Source organism: Rhodococcus sp. C-2, from assembly GCF_027854095.1.
GTDB lineage: Bacteria > Actinomycetota > Actinomycetes > Mycobacteriales > Mycobacteriaceae > Rhodococcus_F > Rhodococcus_F qingshengii.
Window position 1 is genome coordinate 215,680 of the sequence record NZ_JAQGFI010000013.1, and the last position, 17,744, is coordinate 233,423.

Below are 17,744 nucleotides of genomic sequence, written 5' to 3' on the forward strand. Positions count from 1 at the left end.
GGCAGGGGTGCGTCGAGCTGGGTCGCAGGGGTCGGGCGCGTGTCGGCAGATTCTGGAACAGTGGTAACCGGCACCCAGCAGGAGGCGTGAGATGACGGATGGCCGTGAGATGAGAGACGGAACTGACGACGTCTTTGTCGTGGCATCGGTGACCGAACGGCGAACGCTCATCTCCACCCGAGTGAGGGAGTGGTGTGCGGCGGGAACCGTCGAGTCGAACCGGCCGGAGTTGTCCGATGATGTCGCGCTGCTGATTGCCGGGGGGTATGGGGACGAGTCGACGCGATCGATCCTGGCGAACCGGCGCAGTGTCGGACGTTCGTTCCCGGAGATCGGCGGCTTCTCGGAGTTGCGGTATCTCACCGACGAGCTGGCCCGCACCAGACGTCGACTGCTCGCGACTCGCATCGGCCCTGTTCAGGTTGTCCTCGAACGACGGGTGCAGGCGCTCGAGAAGCGCGTTCAGTCGATGCGATCGGCGATCGTGCATTCCAATCGTCACTTCGCGAGCAGTGTCCGTGCCATCCGCAAGGACCGGCGCGACGGCCTGCATCTCGACGTCGAGCAACGCGAGGCTCTCTTTGCCGGGCTCACCCGTACGCCGGTTCCAGCCAAGCTGCCGGTGGGGCTCGGTGTCGTGGCCAGCAGTGGAAACGCAGCACTCGACAAACTCGCCGCCCAGTTCGGGAAGGTCCAGGGAACCGGTGTCATCGCCGATGCCGGAAGGCGCATCGCGGAAGTCCTCGACGGACTGGTCGATTCAGAACCCGAGGGACGCGCCGGTGAGTACGACGCCTTGCTTTACCTCGCCGGGAATCTGTTCGACCGGATCGAAAGCTCCAGCGCGTGGCATTCCGACCACTTCGTCATTCAACGTAACCAACTCGACCTGGCCGACGAGATCACCCAGATCGCGGTCGACACCGTCGCGCTGCGTTCGATTCTTGCGGAGTTGGACGACGCGGCTGCACTGGCACGCGACGAGGGAACCCGAGCCGGAATCGCTTCGCGCAGGGAAGCGCTCGGCGCGGTCTGGGACCAGCTGGTCGAGCGCGTGGCGGCCCTCGCGCGGATCGGTGACCTGGTCGCACGGGCCGAGGATCAGTTGAGTTCGCAGCGCGCGGTTGCGCATGCAGCGAGCCTCGACAGCCGGATCGACGACCTACTTGCGCGCTCCGGCTCACGTGAACTTTCGGCTGCAAACACGCACTACGTCGGGGATCAATTCGACGGTGTGGAAGAGCTGATGTTCGCTCACCGGGCGGCGCTTTACGGGGACATTGCACTGCTGACCTCTGGGAACGAGCGTCGGGCGCCGTAGTCAGGCCGTCGCCGGAGCTGTAAGGTCGGGGGTACTGACCGGCCACACGATCGAAGTAAAGGCCGGGATTTCGCTCAATGCTCGACCCCGATGCCGATCCGGTGATGCGGGCGTACCCGCTCGAGACAGGTCGATCATGGAAGACACCGCAAGCCGCGGCATCAATGCGTTCATTTCCGAAGCTACGCAGCGTGGGGGCAAGGCTGTCCGTCTCACGCACTCACGTCGTAATCCCGTCGAGGTGACGGGCGCTGACGGTGTCAGCCGAATCGTCCGCGTGCGGTCCAAGCTCGACGGTGACTGGCAGGCCAGGCGTCAGGACGAGTCGCTCGAGAGTGACGACACCCGCTCCGAGTTCTGGGTGTTCGTCGACCTGGCAGCAGATCCGCACGAGTTCTACATGTTGCCCTCCAACGAGGTCGCCGACGACATCCGCGCCGAGGTCGACCTGTGGATCATGGACAGCCCCGGACGCAATCGCACCGGCCATCACGCGATTCCGCGTGGGCGCGTCGTGCACGGTCACGATCGTTGGGATGCGCTGGGCTTAGCCGCGGTCAAGGATCCGAGCATTTACGTCGAGACCCCGGTTGCGACCAAGCGTAAGACGTCGCCGGTCGCCGCGAAGAAGCGTCGCGCCAGCGGTGTCGAGGAGATCGAAGTCGTCGACAATCGCCTCGAGATGACAGCCGATTGCCACGGATATCGCTGGGTCGGGCGCTTCGACGAAACCACCGAGGTCGTCGAGATCATGCGTGGACCGATGGAAGGCCGCCGATTCCCAGATCCGACCGCGGCCGCAAATGCTGTCACCGGTCACATCTCAGGCGACACCGAGAGCCATGACGGTTGGTCGTTCTGGACGATCAACAACACGGCCCTCGGCGCTCATCTCAAAACTGCCTGATCTCAGGCTCCGACTGCCGCCGACACCCGTTCGAGAGTGTCCAGTTCGTTCGACGAGAGAACCAGATTCGGGGCGTCCAGTAGCGCCGGGAGCTGCTCGGGCCGGCTGACGCTCGCGATCGGTGCGGTGATGCCCGGTCGAGTCAGCAGCCAGGCCAGCGCGACGGTCGAGATCTCGCTGTCGTGTGCCTGCGCGATTGTCGCCAGTTCCGCGACGACGTCGAGTCCGGCGTCGCTGAAGTATCCGGCGGTCAGTCGTTCGCGGGAGCTGCCTTCGATGTCCGCGCGGGTCTTGTATTTTCCGGTCAGGAAGCCGGAAGCGAGAGCGAAGTACGGGAAGACGCTGATGTTGTTGTCGGTGGCGATCTGGGCAAGTTCGGGTTCGTACGACTTGCGGTGAACCAGGTTGTAGTGCGGTTGCAGCGCGATGGGCGCGGCGTAACCGTTCTCTTCGGTGATTCGCAGCCACTCCCGGACGCGATCGGGGCTGTAGTTGGAGATTCCGAGATAGCGAACCTTGCCCGCGACGACCAACGCATTGAAGGCTTCGAGAGTTTCCTCGAGCGGAGTCTGCGGGTCGTCGAAATGCGCGTAGTACAGATCGATGCAGTCCGTCTGCAGGCGCTGCAGCGACGCCTCAGCTGCGGCCGCGATGTTGTCGGCCTTCAGGCCCTTGAAATCGGGATGGCTACCCACCTTGGTGGCGACGACGATGTCGTTCTGCAGTCCCCGATCGGTGATCCATTTCCCGATGATCGTTTCGGATTCCCCACCGGAATTGCCGGGAGCCGACGCCGTGTACGAGTCGGAGGTGTCGATGAAATTTGCACCGGCCTCGGCGAACGAGTCGAGGATCTCGAAGGACGTCTTCTCGTCCGCGGTCCATCCGAAAGGGTTGCCGCCCAAGCTGAGTCGGAAGATGTCGAGATCCGAATTTCCGATGATCGCCACTGTGTGGAACTCCCGTCGATGAAGGTGGTCGCTGCATCCCGCACCGTACCCTCTCACGGCGCTGGCGATGGCGCGCCCTCGCCAGGTTCGCCGAAAAATGTATCGGATCGTGATTGCCGCCGTCGGTGTTGGGTATGGCCTCAAATACTGAATTCTTCGATGGACTGCTGATAGGAGCGTCCGATGATGATTGTGGACGAAGCCACCCGCGTCGTTCGTGGTGTGGCAGACGCAACGACGACGGTGGCCGGAGCCGTCGGCGGTGGAGTGATCGGTGGAGTGACGGGCGGGATACGCGGATCGGCGGAGGGTGTCCGAGACGGAATTCGTGCGGGTAGTTCCTCGACGCCGACGGCGGTTCTCACGATGGCGGCCGTGGGTGCGGCGGGATTGGTGGAATGGCCGGTGCTCTTGGCAGTCGGCGGCACGGCCCTGGTACTCCACGAATGGGATCGCAAGAGCGGTCGGCCGGATCGCCAGGTCAAGGCGGTTGGCCGCACGAGCAAGCCGGAACAGGTAAAGAAGGAATCGAGCGGAAACTCCCACAAGGCGGCCGGCCGGTCACAGGATCGAACTCACAGTTCTTCGCACACTCGATCCACTCACTGATGTTCTCAGCGATGGCCCGGCGTGCGGTGTCGGTGGCAACTTTGCCGCCGCGCCTGGCGTTGTCGGGACTCGCGTTGGTGGGCGGTTCGACGATTCCGCGAACCGCTGTCAGTGACGTGGCGTTGCGGACCGGCACCCTCGCGTTGGCGGGTGTGGGGATGATTCCTGCAGCAGCGGGATCGATATTCGGTGCCCCGCGAATCCCAGGTTCCGCCTATGTCTCGGCGGCCGCGTCGGCGATCAATTATCAACCCCGGGTGCGTCGGCGAATCGAACAGCGCCTTGGCCGTTCGCTCACCGACTTCGCATTGGAGTCGGCGACGTCGTTCGCGGATGTTCTGACCTATGCGCCTGCGTCATTGGGCGTGGATTTCGGGCTGCGGACGATGCTGCTGCGCGAAACTCTGGCGGCGCGAAACTCTCGGCGGGTGTGGTCATTCGAACCTGGCGGTCGCGGTGCTTCCACGAGGCCTGACCCGAGTGGTCCGGGGGAGCGTTATGCCGACAGGATCGCTGGGGTTCAGCTGGCGGCCGGGGCTGCACTGGCTACCGTGTCCGCCGGCGGTGACACCGTCGCGACGAGTATCAAGGTTTCGGCGCCGCGGCCGCTTCGGATGTCGCGCGAATCATTCGCTGCTGGTGTGTCATACGGTCTGTGTCGGACGCACCACACCGCCGTTTCGGACTCTGCGGCTCTACGCATGCTCGATCGTATTGACACCGTCCTCGTCGATCCGAGCGTCCTCTTCGACGACTCGCTCCGGGTTTCCGACATACGAGAGGTGGCCGAGTCGGATCGCGTCGCAGTGTGGGAACAAGCCAGGAAAGCTCTGAACGACGGAACTGTCGGAGTGGGAAGGCACCGCATCGGCGGCGCCGAAGTGGTCGTGCGACCCGTGCGAAAAGGTCTGGCGGAAACACTGATAGGCGAAATACGTGCGGCCGGGGTCGCAGCCGTCACGATCGACGACGACGGGCTCGGATCACTGCGAAGTGGATTCGACGAGCTCTATCCGGCGCAATCGACTGCCGAAGCCGGCCTGCGCGAGGCTCTCTCGGCGTTGGTGGCCGAGGGTCGGACAGTTGCGATCGTGTCGAGTAGGGCGATAGCGGGGCAGGCAGTGCTACGCATCGGGATTTCACCACCGAGTGGCGAGCACGTGAGTGCCGACATCCACACCGACTTGGCCGGGGCGTGGCGGGTTGTCCATGCGCTCCCGGCTGCTCGAACAGCGACGAGGCGCGGTGTCGAACTCTCCTCAGGTTCTTCGGCATTGGGTGCCTTGATCATGCTTCCGGGAGTTCGAGGGGCTGGGCCGGGGCCGATCACAGCTGGTTCGGCCGCGGGACTGTGGACCGGATACACCTTGTCCCGATCTGTGATTAAAGCGCCCGTCCCTGTCGGTACTCCGAGCGATACCTGGCATGAGATGGACGGTGATGCTGTCGTTCGCGAACTATCCGAATCCATCCGACATACACCGCACCGTGCGGAAGCTCGTGTGCGAGCGCCCGCACGGTTCAGGTTGATCCGTGACGGATTGTCGGCGTTGCGAACAGAATTGGCGGATCCACTGACGCCTGTGTTGGCGACCGGCTCAGCTGCCAGTGCAGTCCTCGGTTCACCGGTAGACGCCGTCCTGGTCGGCTCGGTCTTGGTCGGCAATGCCGCGATGTCCGCTGTTCAACGGCTTCATTCGGAGCGGGCGGTGCAGCGGCTCTTGCGGACTCAGGAACCGGTAGCTCGGCGAGTAACCAACGACGGCACGGTCGAGACAGCGGCCGACGCGCTCGAACTCGGTGACGTCGTGGCAATCGAGTCCGGGGACATCGTGCCCGCAGATTGTCGCCTGTTGAGCGTCGAATCACTGGAAGTCGACGAGTCGTCGTTGACGGGAGAGTCCCTGCCCGTCGACAAGCAGACCGACCCGACCCCTGGGATGCCACTGGCCGAGCGACGGTGCATGGCCTACGCAGGGACAACAGTGCTTGCCGGATCCGGTCGTGGCGTGGTCACGGCCATCGGAGCCCGAACGGTGACCAGGCGTGCCGATGTCGGTGTGTCCCGATCCGGACCTGCTGTGGGCCTGACCAACAGACTTCGCGAACTCACGAGGGCGACCCTGCCGGCCAGTATCGGCGGTGGGGCGTTGGTGACAGTCGCGGGTCTGCTTCGTGGTACCGGTCTGCGCCGCGCCGTCACCGGAGGTGTGGCCGTAGCTGTGGCTGCCGTGCCGGAGGGGCTGCCTCTGGTTGCCACTCTAGCTCAGCAGGCCGCAGCGCGAAGGCTCACTGCAGCAGGAGTGTTGGTTCGTGCGCCACGATCGATAGAAGCGCTCGGTCGTGTCGACGTGGTCTGCTTCGACAAGACCGGAACCCTCAGCGAGAACAAGCTACGGGTGGCCGCGGTCGAACGCGTCGACGGCTGGGACGAAAGCGAGATTCTGGAAGTTGCGGCGCGCAGTGCCCTGGGAAGTCGCGACGATCGCGTGTTTCATTCGACGGATGCCGCCGTCGTCGATGCAGCCCAGCAAGCTCTGGACGATGCTTCGGTTTTCGGTGACGTCGAGGCGAACAACCTCGTTCCGTTCAGGTCGGGGCGGCCGTACTCGGCAGCTTTGCTCGGCAGGCGGATCGCACTCAAAGGTTCGCCGGAATTCGTGACCGAAGCAGGACGAGATCCGAATGCTGTGTCGGCGAAGCACGTTCAAAGCATGGCCGGACGCGGACTGCGGGTGGTTGCCGTCGCCCAGCGCGAGTTGTCGGAACACGACGCGCGACGCGCAGGCGAAGACTCGCAATTTCTCGAACAGTGTTGCTCCGAGGGGTTGGAAGCGGTCGGCCTTCTCGGACTCTCGGACACGCTCAGACCCGAAGCAACGCAACTTGTTCGAGAACTTCGAGGCGACGGACGGCAAGTGCGCGTGCTGACCGGGGATCATCCGACAACAGCGGCCGCGGTCGCCACCGAACTGGGGTTGGACGTCGCACGCGAGGATGTTGTCACCGGTCCTGACTGGGAGAACTTCTCTCGCGCCGAAAGACGGGATGCGGTCCGCGGCAGCAGCGTCTTTGCGCGCGTGACACCCGAGCAGAAGGTCGAGATCGTGCAAGCGTTGGAGACCGACGGGCGGGTGTGCGCCATGGTCGGTGACGGCGCGAACGATGCTGCGGCGATCCGAGTTTCCAGCGTGGGAATCGGGGTGGCGTCGACCGACAGTGATCCGGCGCGCGGCGCCGCAGACATCGTGCTCCTCGACGGCCGTGTCGGCGGACTGACCGACGCATTGGACGAGGGCAGTCAATTGTGGCGGCGGGTCAGATCAGCGGTAGGGGTTTTGCTCGGAGGCAACGCGGGTGAAGTCGCATTCGCGCTGATCGGTTCTGCGTTGTCCGGCGAATCACCGCTCAACGCAAGGCAGTTGCTACTGGTCAATCTGATGACGGACGCCTTGCCCGCTGCTGCGCTTGCGGTGAGCACCCCGTCCGAGAACGGATCCGAGAAGTCCGAACAGATGGACGCTCATGCGTTGTGGCAGACGATCGCTGTCCGCGGCGGTGCCACGGCAATCGGTGCGCTGGCAGCGTGGCTTCTGGCCCGGGCGAGCGGTAGGAGGCGGCGAGCGTCGACGGTGGCGTTGGTTGCCCTGGTGGGCACCCAACTGGGGCAGACGCTGCTCGAATCACGCAGTCCGCTGGTGGTCGCAACCGTTGCCGGATCCGCTGCGGCGCTGGCGACGCTCGTCAGCACACCCGTGGTGAGCCAATTTCTCGGTTGCACGCCGCTTGGTCCCATCGCCTGGGGCCAAGCGGTGGGCTGCGCGTCGGCGGCGACGCTGCTCGCGGCGCTGGCTCCGCGGGTGTTGGAGCGGATTGCCGCAACTGAGGAGAACGCGAACAGTCAATCGACGATTCGCAAGATCCCGACGCGAACGAGCACTGCGTACACCTCCCGAACCGGGGGAGTCAGCGCCCGCGACAGCGTGGAAATCAGCGACGTGGAAATCAAAGAAGCGGAAACCGGTGAATCGGACACGCTTGTGAGCGTCGCTGCTGGAAGTGACACGTCGCCGAACTCCCGGGCGACCCGAGATGAATCCTGAGGAATCGTGACATGTCCCAGAACACCGTCGACCACACGAACCCCGTCGATCACCGCGCGGTAGTCGAATCCGTCCGTTCGGCACGGAGCTTCGAGTTGGAGCTACCGATCGTCGGTGCCATCCCTGTTCCGAGACCCGAGCAGATCGCCTACTTTGCGGTGATGGGACTGATGGTCGCCTTCGAGATCATCGAGTGGCCCGTGGCAGTCACCATTGCAGCGGGGCATCTGCTCGCAACAGAGCAGCACAATCACGTCCTCGAAGAGATCGGAGAGGCGCTCGAGGGCGTCTGACGCAGGCGCTGCCTGGACACAAATCGAGCGGCCCCGCATTTCGCGGGACCGCTCGACGTGCGGAGAAACTTACTGCGCGAGTGCGCGCTTCATGCCGCGTTCGACTGCTGCGATGATCTGCGGACGCAGTTCTGCGGCAGGGACGATCTCATCCACCGAGCCGACCTCTCGGGCCCGCTGGATGTTGTGGATCGCTTCGAATTCGGATGCCACTTCGCCGAGCTTGTCGGAGCGGACGGCGATGCGCTGAGCGTTCAGTTCTACGCGCAGATGTGCTTTCTCCGTGTCATCCTTGGCTGCTGCCAAGTCTGCCTCCAGCTGCTGCACCTTCGGGTCGTTGTTGGTGCGGGTGTTCACCTCACGGGTGAAGACCACTGCGGCGGCGGGGGCGCCGCCGAGTACCGACGCGAACGAGCCTTCGACAGCAAGAACTTCCATGTTGTCGTTGAGCGCACCGGAGAACACGACGAACGCGCCGCCGTGGTAGCGGGAGACGACGCAGAACACGATCGGTCCGTCGAAGTTGACGATGGCGCGGCCGATCTCGGCGCCGTACTCGAGCTGGATGTTGCGCAGCGACTCCGGGGAACCGTCGAAGCCGGACAGGTTGGCCAGCACCACGATCGGACGGTTGCCGCTCGCAGCATTGATCGCGCGAGCAGTCTTCTTCGACGAGTTCGGGAACAGCGTTCCCGACGTCCAGGTGTCGGGACCGTCGGCGGGGAAGTGCCCCTTACGTGGGATCGCGCGGGATTCGATGCCCACCACTGTGACCGGATGTCCGGCGAGGTGCGCGTCCAGAACGACCGAGGTGTCGGCGCCGGCCATGTCGGCCCAACGCTCGAGAACAGAGTGGTCCTGGTCGACCACCGAACGCATTACGGTGCGAATGTCGAAGGGCTTCTTGCGATCCGGGTTCTTCGCCGAGGAGAAGATGTCGCCGACCGTCTCGAAGTCGCTCGACGGGTGGGTGTGCGGGAAGCTACGCACGTCGCGATCGACAGGGTCCGTCGTCGCTGCGCGGCGCGGGAACCGTTCGCCGGGAGCGAGGTACGAGTGTGCGTAGTGACGGAACAGGATCTCGCACGCCGCAGTGAGGTCGGGGGCCCAATACTGTGCCTGGCCGTTGGGGCCCATGACGCGGTCGTAACCACCGATACCGAAGTTGTCCTCGGCCGACACACCACCGGAGTAGTCGAGAGACTGCTTGCCGGTCAGCACCATCGCGCTGTCCGGGGTCATCACCAGAATGCCCTTGGTGTGCATCAACATGGTGGCTTCGGCGTTCCAGTAGGGCTGAGCGCCGACGTTGATGCCCGTGACGACGATGTTGATCTCGCCGCCGTTCTGGGTGAAGGTGATGATTCGGCGCAGGCCGCGGGAGACCCAGTCCATGTTCTCGGTGCCGCTCTCCATCGAGATGGTGGCACCGGAGGACAGTGCGAACCACTCGACCGGAGCGTTCAACTTCTCGGCCAGGTCGATGGCAGCGACGACGCGTGAGCATTCGGCCTCGGCGACGGTACCGAGCGCCTTGGTGGGGTCACCGAATAGCGCGACACGGGTCATTCCCTCGGGATAGCGCGGCGTCGGCGTGTTCACGAGGCCGACGACGATGCCGGCCTTGTTGAGCCCGTACGGACGCTCGACAGGTGAGAGGACGCCCGCTTCGTCGAAGTCGTGCTCGACGAAGGTGCCCTTGGTGCCGGTCAGGAGCGGAATCAGCTCGTACGGGTACACCGTGCCGCGTGCCCGCGAACTCTGGACCTTCTGGGCGTACGCGTCGAGGGGGAGCAGCGGTTCGGTGGGAGGTGTGGTCTTGTTGATGACCACACCGGCACCCGCGCGGTAGGAGAATCGCAGCGCAACTTCCTTGGGCGCGCCGCCCTTTCGGTCCTTCAGCCGAGTGATGAGCGTGATCTCTTCGAGCCCGGCGCCGACGGTCAGTCGGGCTGCGTTCTGAGCGATCACCGAGAACCGCTCGCTGGGAACGTCGGCGACCGGCCACACGTAGAGCACGACGCGGTTGGCTGCGAGTCGACGCTTGTCGCCGCGCTGGGACTGCGCACGGCGGATACCGTCGAGGCAGGCAGCGAGCGTGCGCTCGATGGCCGGGAGTGCAACCATCTGACCTTCGTCGTCGAGTTGCGGTGTCACGTCGCGGATTTCGGCCAGAGCGATCAGGCGCTCGTCCTTCGGATTCTCCTTGGCCGAGAGGTGGAACAGGTAGGTGTTCTCCGGAGCCGGGAGGCGCTTTCCGTTGAAGTTCTTCAGGCGCCACATGTCCAGACGCTGACCCGTGAGCGGATGCATGTCGCGGATGATGTGGTCCTCGACCAGTTCGCCGTCGACGGGGCGGAAGGTGACCCACCGGACCGGATCCCCGTTCGGGTTGCAGATGATCACCGTCGCGCGGCGAGACCGTGTGATCGTCTCGTTGCGCGAGAGTTCGGTGCGCAGCGTCTCGACGAGCACGTCGCCGTCGGCGGGCTGATCAGGCCAGTCGAGGTAGATGTCGACTACCAGCCCGCGACCGGATGGAGCATCCTGCGCGATCGTGGCGACATCGTCGAGAGCCGTACCGAGAGCGTCGAATTCGGCCACCGTCGAGACCAGATGCAGCCCGTCGCCCTTGAGGTCGAAGTTACCGGTTACGAAACGGCGGTCGACGTGCTCGAAAACGCGGACGTCTTCGAACGAGTGAATCTTGTAGTAGCGACGCGTGATGACCTCGAGCAGAGGGCCGCCATCGCGGTTGCCGAGGCCGATCTTTCGACCCAACAGGTCCAGGAGCGGTTCGGGAGTGGCGACGAGATTGGCGATTCGCTCGTCGAAATCTGCAGCGTCCGGCTGCTCCTCGAGGTAGGCGAGGTTGCCGCGTACTCCGTCGTAGACGTCTTCGCGAACCTTGCGGATGCGCGGCTCGTCGAAGAACCGGAAGCGAAGGTTGCGGGCGACGTCGCCGATGACGGGGTAGCGGACCTGCGTCGCGACGATGAGTCGATCGAGAACCTCGTTGAGCTCCTGCGCCGAGCAACCGGGAGCCTTGTCGCCGACGAGCCAGCCTTCGAGAAGTGCTGCAATGACCGGGATCTGGGCTTCCATGCGCTGCAGAGCCAGGAAGAGTCGGTACACCGCTTCCTCGACGGCCTGGCGATCTTCCAGATCGGTGACGTCGTAGTGGCGAAGTGCCCGTTCGAGTCTCGTGCGGAACGACGCCGGCAAACCTTCGCGCTCGGAGTCGAGTGAGTGCAGGAAGGTGTGGAAGTGCTCGCGGGGGCTGTGGACGGACTCGTCCTTCGCGGACTCGCCCGAGGTGGGCTTGTTGCGCGAGAGTTCGCAGATGTCGGCGAAGGTGGTCAGCACAGCCAGTTCTGCCTGGACCAGTTCGCGGTCCTCGGATTCGAGTGCGCTGCGAAGTGCGTCGTATTCGGCCAGAACAGCGTTTGCGTGCTTGCCGCTGACGTCGTAGCCACTGATCATCGCGGTCAGTGCTTCCAGCTGTGCCGATGCATCTGCGCGGGTATCGGACCCGGAAGTTGCTGCGGGAAGATCGAATTGGACTCGCGGAGCCTTCTCCGTGACAGCTTCCTCACTGACCTGGTCGACGCGCAGGAGCGGTGCGCCGGCATCGACCTGGGAGTTGACGGTAGCGAGAACCTCACGCACTTTGCCCGCATACGGAGCGCGAACCGCGGTCTCCATCTTCATGGATTCGAGCACGACCAGAGTGGATCCGGCTTCGACGTCGTCGCCGACCGCGACCGGTACTGCTACCACTACGGCGGGAGCCGGCGCGCGGACTACGCCGGCGTCGTCCTGGCTGATCTGGTGGCTGATGCCGTCGACCTCGACGAGATAGCGAGCCGGGCTCACGACGGAAACGACGTGGAAGCGGCGATCACCGATCACCAGCCGTGACTCGAAGTCACCGAGACGATCGACGTCGACCTCGATGTCGCCGGCGTCTCCGTCGACGCGGTAGCGGTGCGGGCCGATACGCCCGACGGTCAGTTTGTATGCCTGACCTTGGTAGTTGAGCTCGACGGTACGGCCGATCGCGTGGTTGGCGCGGGGACGGCCGCCGCGTGCCGAGGCGAGGAAGGCCGCACGCTCGAGGGACTCCTCGGCGTCGTAAGCATCGATGGCGGTGGCGATCAGTGCGACGTCCGCGCGACGAGTGGTGCCGGTCAGGGCGCCTGTGCGGTCGAGCCAGCCGGTATCCGCGGATGCCGAGATGACCTCGTCGCGATCGAGTAGATCGAGGAGGAACGACTTGGTGGTAGTGCCGCCGTCGAGTACGACAGTGGTTTCACGAAGGGCAGTGCGCAGACGCGCAAGTGCCTCGGAGCGGTTGCGGCCCCACGCGATGACCTTCGCGACCATCGAGTCGTAGTCGGGCGGAATGACGTCCCCGGCAGCGATGCCGGTGTCGACCCGGATGCCGGAGCCGAGCGGGAACTTGAGGAGCTGAACGGTGCCGGGTGCCGGCGCGAAATCGTTGTCGGCGTCTTCGGCGTTGAGGCGGGCTTCGACGGCGTGGCCGAATGCGGGCGGGCAGTCACCGACCAATTCGTCACCACTGGCGACCAGGATCTGCAGTTTGACGAGGTCGATTCCGGTGGTGACCTCGGTGATCGGGTGCTCGACCTGCAGGCGGGTGTTGACCTCGAGGAACGTGAAGAGCTTGTTCTCGGGCTGGTAGAGGTATTCGACCGTGCCTGCGCCCTGGTATCCGGCTGCCTTGACCAGTTCGGCGGACACCTTCTTGAGGTGGTCCGACTGTTCTTCGGTCAGGACGGGGGAGGCGGATTCTTCGATGACCTTCTGGTTGCGACGCTGAATCGAGCAGTCGCGAACGCCCGGAGCCCAGACATTGCCGTGGTTGTCGGCGATGACCTGTACCTCGACGTGGCGTGCATCGGTGACAAGGCGTTCGAGGAAGACGACGGGGTCGCCGAAGGACCGCTCTGCTTCGCCCTGCGTGCGCTCGAGTGCAACTTCGAGTTCGTCTTCGGCCCAGACCTTGCGGATACCGCGTCCGCCGCCGCCGCTTCGGGCCTTGATGATCAGGGGATATCCGATGGACTGAGCATGACGACGAGCGTCGGCGCGCGTTTCGACCGGTCCGCCGCTCCACGGGGCGACCGGTACGCCGACCTTCTCGGCCAGGATCTTGGCGGCAACCTTGTCGCCGAGCAGGCGCATCGCGTCGGCGCTCGGGCCGATGAACGTGATGCCCAGTTTCGCGACGATCTCCGCGAAGGCGGGATCCTCGGCCACGAAGCCCCAGCCGACCCAGACTGCGTCGGCCTTGGCTGCGAGCAGTGCTCGCTCGAGTTCGGCGTAGTCGAGGTACGGGCTACCGGTGCCGGTGCTGCGCAGGGTCACGCCCTCATCGGCCTGGCGGACGAACATGGCGCGGCGCTCGGCCTCGGTGTGCAGCGCAATGACGCGAATGCCGTAGTCGTGTTCGGCGTTCAGTTCGCGTACAGCCCTGATCAGCCGGACCGCGGCCTCACCTCGATTGACCACTGCGATTCGTTTGAACATTGTCACTGCCACCGTCCTTGATGAGATTCTTCGTCACGTACGTTGCGATATGAGCCGACCGTGTCCCACGTACCCGGATTCCCCGGTTCGTGAACTACGCCGCGATGCGCTGTGTTTCCCCCGGTTGCGCGTCGGCAAGTGATTGCCCTTCCGGTTCGTCGAGTCCCCTGCGCTGAAGCACTGTGTGCACCGAAGCGCTGTGTGCGCTGAGGCACTGTGTGCCTTGTGCGCCACCCTGCAGGCGTGGACTCAGAACCGCTCCAATCACGAATCAGCAACATATTGTGTCTGCTTCCAGGGAATCCCTGGTTTATCTAAGAATGCAGTATGTCGACGCTCATGTCACCTGGGCGAATTGAAGAATATTAGTCAACGTGAACCACGGTTACACATATGGCGTTAAATCATTGCGGTGCAATCGAATTCGGACTTGTGACACGGATCACGATGGTAATGAAATCGGCAAGAAAGTGAATACTCACTGGTAACAAAATCGCATATTCGGAGAATTCTCTGGGTTGCTCGATTATTACTGATCGGTACTACTGGCGAGTATTTTTTATGTCCGGTCGGACCGTATTCGAGAAATCGCCTTCGATGGTTGCGATGTGCTTTGCGATCGCGTCGAGTCCTGAGGGAGGGAGGTGCAATCCGTTGCCGAGAGCAAGTGAAGTCCGCTTGAAGTGCTCCACGAGTGGTTCGTATTTCGTGACCAGCCTCAGCCTGACGGTCTCGCTCAGGTACTTCACGCTTCCCGCGTTGTCGACGAAGTCACTGAACTTCACGAGGAACACTGCGGGATCCGCTATCGCGCGGATGACGTGATCCTGATATCCGGCGGTGGTGTTGTCGCATGGGTAGTCGATTGGATTGGTCACTGCCTCAACAAGTTCGGAGATTCTGTGGCCGAAGCGCGACGCGATGAGTGTTGACGCACGTTCCTGCGCTTCGGATGCGGACATGTCGTCTGCAGTCTGGCCACCGAGGAGCGCGATGACGGCGTGTGGTCGGTCCTCGACCGTGTCGTGAAGCGCGGTTGCGCTCAGGATCTCGACATCGGAGCACCCGTACCGAAGCAGCCGCAATACATTTCGTAGGGGATGAACGATGTAGGGATCCTCGTCGGACTTGATCCCGTTCTTTCTGAACTGATCGAGGTGCGCAAGGGTCGCGACCTCCATGGCGAGCCGTAGGGTTTCACCCGAGATCGCCAGCTCGTCGACGGCGCTCTCGATGGCGAAGACCAGCGTTGCAGCGTCCATCTCCTTCAGGGGCAACTGGTCGAATGCAGACCTGATCGGGTCGGAGTTGCTCATGCCAAATAGCCTTCCGGTTGGTGAGGCGTCGCGACGAATGTCCTGGTGCAGATCTGCAATCGAGCCCTGATTGACGCCGGAAATACAGGTCGAGGTCAGAATCATCTTGATTCTATCCGGCGACTACGACAGCAAGTGTTCCTAGCGTTGTCATAGAGGTGGGCGGGGAGGTTCGTTCGCCTCCATCACAGGCAAATAGGGCAGGAAGAGGTTCGATGACCACGGAGGCGACCCTGGCGTCGTTTGTCGAGACAGTTGACACGGATGTCGACACCCATCCGCTGGACGATCCTGTGCGACAAGGACTTCGCGGACATCATGCGCAATTCGCTCGCTGGGCAGGGAGAGTTGCGCGGTACGACCCGACGGTCGCGCCGTTTGTCGGTCATCCGCCCGAGTTGGACGCCGAGGACTGGGAGAACCTACTCACACTCGTAGGTCCTGGCGGCACAGTAGGTTTACGAGGATTTGATCACCGCCCGCCGGAAGGGTGGCGCGTTGTGGATCAGTTCGGCTCGGTGCAGATGGACGGATCCGCACTCGAAGTCTCCGTTGATCCGTCGGTCGAACTTCTCGGAACGGGCGACGTTCCCGAAATTCTGGCATTGATCGAGCGCACCAAGCCAGGACCGTTTCTTCCTCGTACCGTCGAGATGGGCAGTTACTACGGCATTCGCGTCGACGGAAGACTTGTTGCCATGGCGGGGGAGCGGTTGCACCCTCCGGGATGGACGGAAATCAGTGCGGTGTGCACTGACAGCGACTTTCGGGGTCGAGGCCTGGGTACGACGCTGATCCGTGCCGTCGCTGCCGGGATTCGCGAGCGCGGCGAGCTGCCATTTCTCCATGCAGTGCAATCGAATACGAATGCGATCAGACTCTACGAATCACTGGGGTTCGTTCTCCGGAAGAGATCCAGGTTGACTGCGGTGCAGGCGCCTGCCTGATCGAATTCTCGCCGACGCCTGTGTTTCGGGCGCTCGGCCACTAGTCTGAACAAATGACAGTCGATCAGGCGTTGGACAGTGATTTCCTCACTCTTGCCGATCCGTACCGCCGCGAGTTGCTGGCGCACTGCTATCGCATGATGGGGTCGATTCACGACGCCGAAGACCAGGTCCAGGAGACGTTCATCCGGGCTTGGCGCGGGTTCGACGGTTACAAGGGCCAGTCATCTCTGAGGACCTGGCTCTACCGCATCGCGACGAATACCTGCCTGACCGCGCTGGAGGGGAGATCGAGGCGTCCCCTCCCGACCGGCCTCGGCGCACCTAGTTCGGACCCGGCCGACGATTTGATCGAGCGCAACGAGATTGCCTGGTTGGAACCGATCGCCGATTCTGCGTTGGGCGACGTCAATGATCCGGCCGTCATGGTCGTCAATCGCGATTCGGTCAGGCTCGCGCTTGTTGCCGCTTTGCAGCACTTGTCCGCGCGCCAACGTGCGGTTCTGGTTCTACGTGACGTTCTGCAGTGGAAGGCGTCGGAAGTTGCGGAGGCGCTGGACACCACAACCACTGCGGTAAACAGCCTGCTGCAGCGGGCTCGCGCGCAGATCAATCACATCGGACCCACCGAGGACGATCTCGTGGAACCGACTACCGAGGCTGCTCGGAAGTTGCTTCGCGACTACGTGCACAGCTTCGAGAGCTACGACGTCGAGGCCATCGTCGAACTGTTCACGCGCGAAGCCATCTGGGAGATGCCTCCGTTCGAGGGTTGGTACCAGGGCCCCGAGGCAATCGGGCAACTCATCGGAACCAAATGCCCGGCCGACGGACCAGGAGCGATGCGCCTACTTCCGACCGCTGCGAACGGTCAGCCGGCGTTCGGCCTCTACATGCGCGAGCCCGATGGTGTTCACCGCGCTTTCCAGTTGCACGTTCTCGATGTCACCGAGTCCGGGATCTCGCACGTGACGTGTTTCTTCGATCTGAGTCTGTTCGCACGGTTCGGATTGCCTGCCGAGCTGTAGGGGCCCTGCCGAGTTGTAGGGGCAAGGAGTTGCGCGAGCCCTCCGGTATGGAGGGACCCGCGCGACTGCTCGTTACTGCTGTTGCTGTGCGTTACTGCTGGGGAACAGTCGCAGCCGGGTCCATCCACATGACCTCCCAGACGTGATTGTCGAGGTCGCGGAATGCGCGTCCGTACATGAAGCCGTGATCCTGGGGCTCCATCCACTTGCTGCCGCCGGCAGCAATCGCCGCGTCGACGAAGGTGTCGACTTCCTCCCTGCTGTCGGCCGACACACACATCAGTGCTTCACGAGCTTTCGACGTGTCGCAGATGTCGTCGGCGATGAAGTCCCCGAAACGCGGTTCGTTCAGGAACATGACGGTGGCGGAATCGCTGACGATCATCGAGACAGTGTTCTCGTCACTGAACATGTCGTTGAACTCGAAGCCGAGGCCACTGAAGAATGCACGGGTGGCGGCGACGTCCTTGACCGGCATGTTGACGAAGAGAAGACGAGACATTGGGTGCTCCTTGAACTCGGTTGATTGAATACTGAACGCTTCGGTTCCTGTTGGTTCCTGCTCATACAGACCGCAGTGGGCGCAGAAAGTCATCGCGAGAAGCAAAAATTCGAGAAAAGTATCGCCTGTTAACTGACTGCAGTGCTCTGACCTGGCGATTTGGTGTTGTGTTGATCTTCGCGTAACTTTGTCCAGGTCAGAGCGACACGGACACC

General features: G+C 63.2%; 11 protein-coding genes. 7 read left to right on the top strand and 4 right to left on the bottom strand.

Annotated features, from left to right (window positions below; genetic code table 11):
- The first annotated feature begins 91 nt into the window (after positions 1–91).
- Both PCS43_RS26335 and PCS43_RS26340 read left to right on the top strand, forming a co-directional pair.
- A complete protein-coding gene (locus PCS43_RS26335) occupies positions 92–1,321 on the top strand; it encodes a hypothetical protein (RefSeq protein WP_050656661.1) in 1,230 nt (409 codons plus the stop codon).
- 136 nt (positions 1,322–1,457) lie between these two features.
- Positions 1,458–2,228 (top strand): hypothetical protein, encoded by a 771-nt coding sequence (locus PCS43_RS26340; RefSeq protein ID WP_003945109.1) that lies wholly within the window; start codon positions 1,458–1,460, stop codon positions 2,226–2,228.
- Positions 2,229–2,230: 2 nt separating this feature from the next.
- On the opposite strand, the gene PCS43_RS26345 is transcribed toward PCS43_RS26340, so the two are convergent.
- Entirely contained in the window at positions 2,231–3,178 is a 948-nt protein-coding gene (locus tag PCS43_RS26345) for an aldo/keto reductase (RefSeq protein WP_007732210.1), read from the bottom strand.
- Between the two features lie 183 nt (positions 3,179–3,361).
- Here PCS43_RS26345 and PCS43_RS26350 point away from each other — a divergent pair, with 183 nt between their 5' ends.
- The 3 genes from PCS43_RS26350 to PCS43_RS26360 are packed head-to-tail and all read left to right on the top strand — an operon-like array spanning position 3,362 to position 8,183.
- The gene (locus PCS43_RS26350; protein WP_030536906.1) at positions 3,362–3,787 is read left to right on the top strand and encodes a hypothetical protein; all 426 of its coding nucleotides are present in this window, start codon (positions 3,362–3,364) and stop codon (positions 3,785–3,787) included.
- Complete coding sequence (locus PCS43_RS26355) at positions 3,787–7,890, top strand: cation-translocating P-type ATPase (RefSeq protein WP_209909273.1); 4,104 nt, start codon at positions 3,787–3,789, stop codon at positions 7,888–7,890. Before PCS43_RS26350 ends, PCS43_RS26355 begins: the two co-directional genes overlap by 1 nt.
- A gap of 11 nt (positions 7,891–7,901) precedes the next feature.
- Complete coding sequence (locus tag PCS43_RS26360) at positions 7,902–8,183, top strand: hypothetical protein (protein WP_030536904.1); 282 nt, start codon at positions 7,902–7,904, stop codon at positions 8,181–8,183.
- Positions 8,184–8,252: 69 nt separating this feature from the next.
- On the opposite strand, the gene PCS43_RS26365 is transcribed toward PCS43_RS26360, so the two are convergent.
- On the bottom strand, positions 8,253–13,736 hold the full coding sequence (locus tag PCS43_RS26365; protein ID WP_209911652.1) for an ATP-binding protein: 5,484 nt from the start codon (positions 13,734–13,736) through the stop codon (positions 8,253–8,255).
- 542 nt (positions 13,737–14,278) lie between these two features.
- Positions 14,279–15,052 (bottom strand): hypothetical protein, encoded by a 774-nt coding sequence (locus PCS43_RS26370; RefSeq protein ID WP_245361466.1) that lies wholly within the window; start codon positions 15,050–15,052, stop codon positions 14,279–14,281.
- A gap of 215 nt (positions 15,053–15,267) precedes the next feature.
- On the opposite strand from PCS43_RS26370, the gene PCS43_RS26375 reads away from it, so the two are divergent.
- Entirely contained in the window at positions 15,268–15,999 is a 732-nt protein-coding gene (locus PCS43_RS26375; protein ID WP_003945124.1) for a GNAT family N-acetyltransferase, read from the top strand.
- A 53-nt stretch (positions 16,000–16,052) separates the two neighbouring features.
- Complete coding sequence (locus tag PCS43_RS26380; RefSeq protein WP_003945115.1) at positions 16,053–17,027, top strand: sigma-70 family RNA polymerase sigma factor; 975 nt, start codon at positions 16,053–16,055, stop codon at positions 17,025–17,027.
- A gap of 91 nt (positions 17,028–17,118) precedes the next feature.
- On the opposite strand, the gene PCS43_RS26385 is transcribed toward PCS43_RS26380, so the two are convergent.
- Positions 17,119–17,529 (bottom strand): VOC family protein, encoded by a 411-nt coding sequence (locus tag PCS43_RS26385; RefSeq protein WP_003945103.1) that lies wholly within the window; start codon positions 17,527–17,529, stop codon positions 17,119–17,121.
- Positions 17,530–17,744: the final 215 nt, after the last annotated feature.

What these genes read in the sequence shown, in the direction of transcription:
- PCS43_RS26335 (WP_050656661.1), top strand. Translation starts at nt 92, where the DNA reads ATGACGGATGGCCGTGAGATGAGAGACGGAACTGACGACGTCTTTGTC.
- PCS43_RS26340 (WP_003945109.1), top strand. Translation starts at nt 1,458, where the DNA reads ATGGAAGACACCGCAAGCCGCGGCATCAATGCGTTCATTTCCGAAGCT.
- PCS43_RS26350 (WP_030536906.1), top strand. Translation starts at nt 3,362, where the DNA reads ATGATGATTGTGGACGAAGCCACCCGCGTCGTTCGTGGTGTGGCAGAC.
- PCS43_RS26355 (WP_209909273.1), top strand. Translation starts at nt 3,787, where the DNA reads ATGTTCTCAGCGATGGCCCGGCGTGCGGTGTCGGTGGCAACTTTGCCG.
- PCS43_RS26360 (WP_030536904.1), top strand. Translation starts at nt 7,902, where the DNA reads ATGTCCCAGAACACCGTCGACCACACGAACCCCGTCGATCACCGCGCG.
- PCS43_RS26365 (WP_209911652.1), bottom strand. Translation starts at nt 13,736, where the DNA reads ATGTTCAAACGAATCGCAGTGGTCAATCGAGGTGAGGCCGCGGTCCGG.
- PCS43_RS26370 (WP_245361466.1), bottom strand. Translation starts at nt 15,052, where the DNA reads ATGAGCAACTCCGACCCGATCAGGTCTGCATTCGACCAGTTGCCCCTG.
- PCS43_RS26375 (WP_003945124.1), top strand. Translation starts at nt 15,268, where the DNA reads ATGACCACGGAGGCGACCCTGGCGTCGTTTGTCGAGACAGTTGACACG.
- PCS43_RS26380 (WP_003945115.1), top strand. Translation starts at nt 16,053, where the DNA reads ATGACAGTCGATCAGGCGTTGGACAGTGATTTCCTCACTCTTGCCGAT.
- PCS43_RS26385 (WP_003945103.1), bottom strand. Translation starts at nt 17,529, where the DNA reads ATGTCTCGTCTTCTCTTCGTCAACATGCCGGTCAAGGACGTCGCCGCC.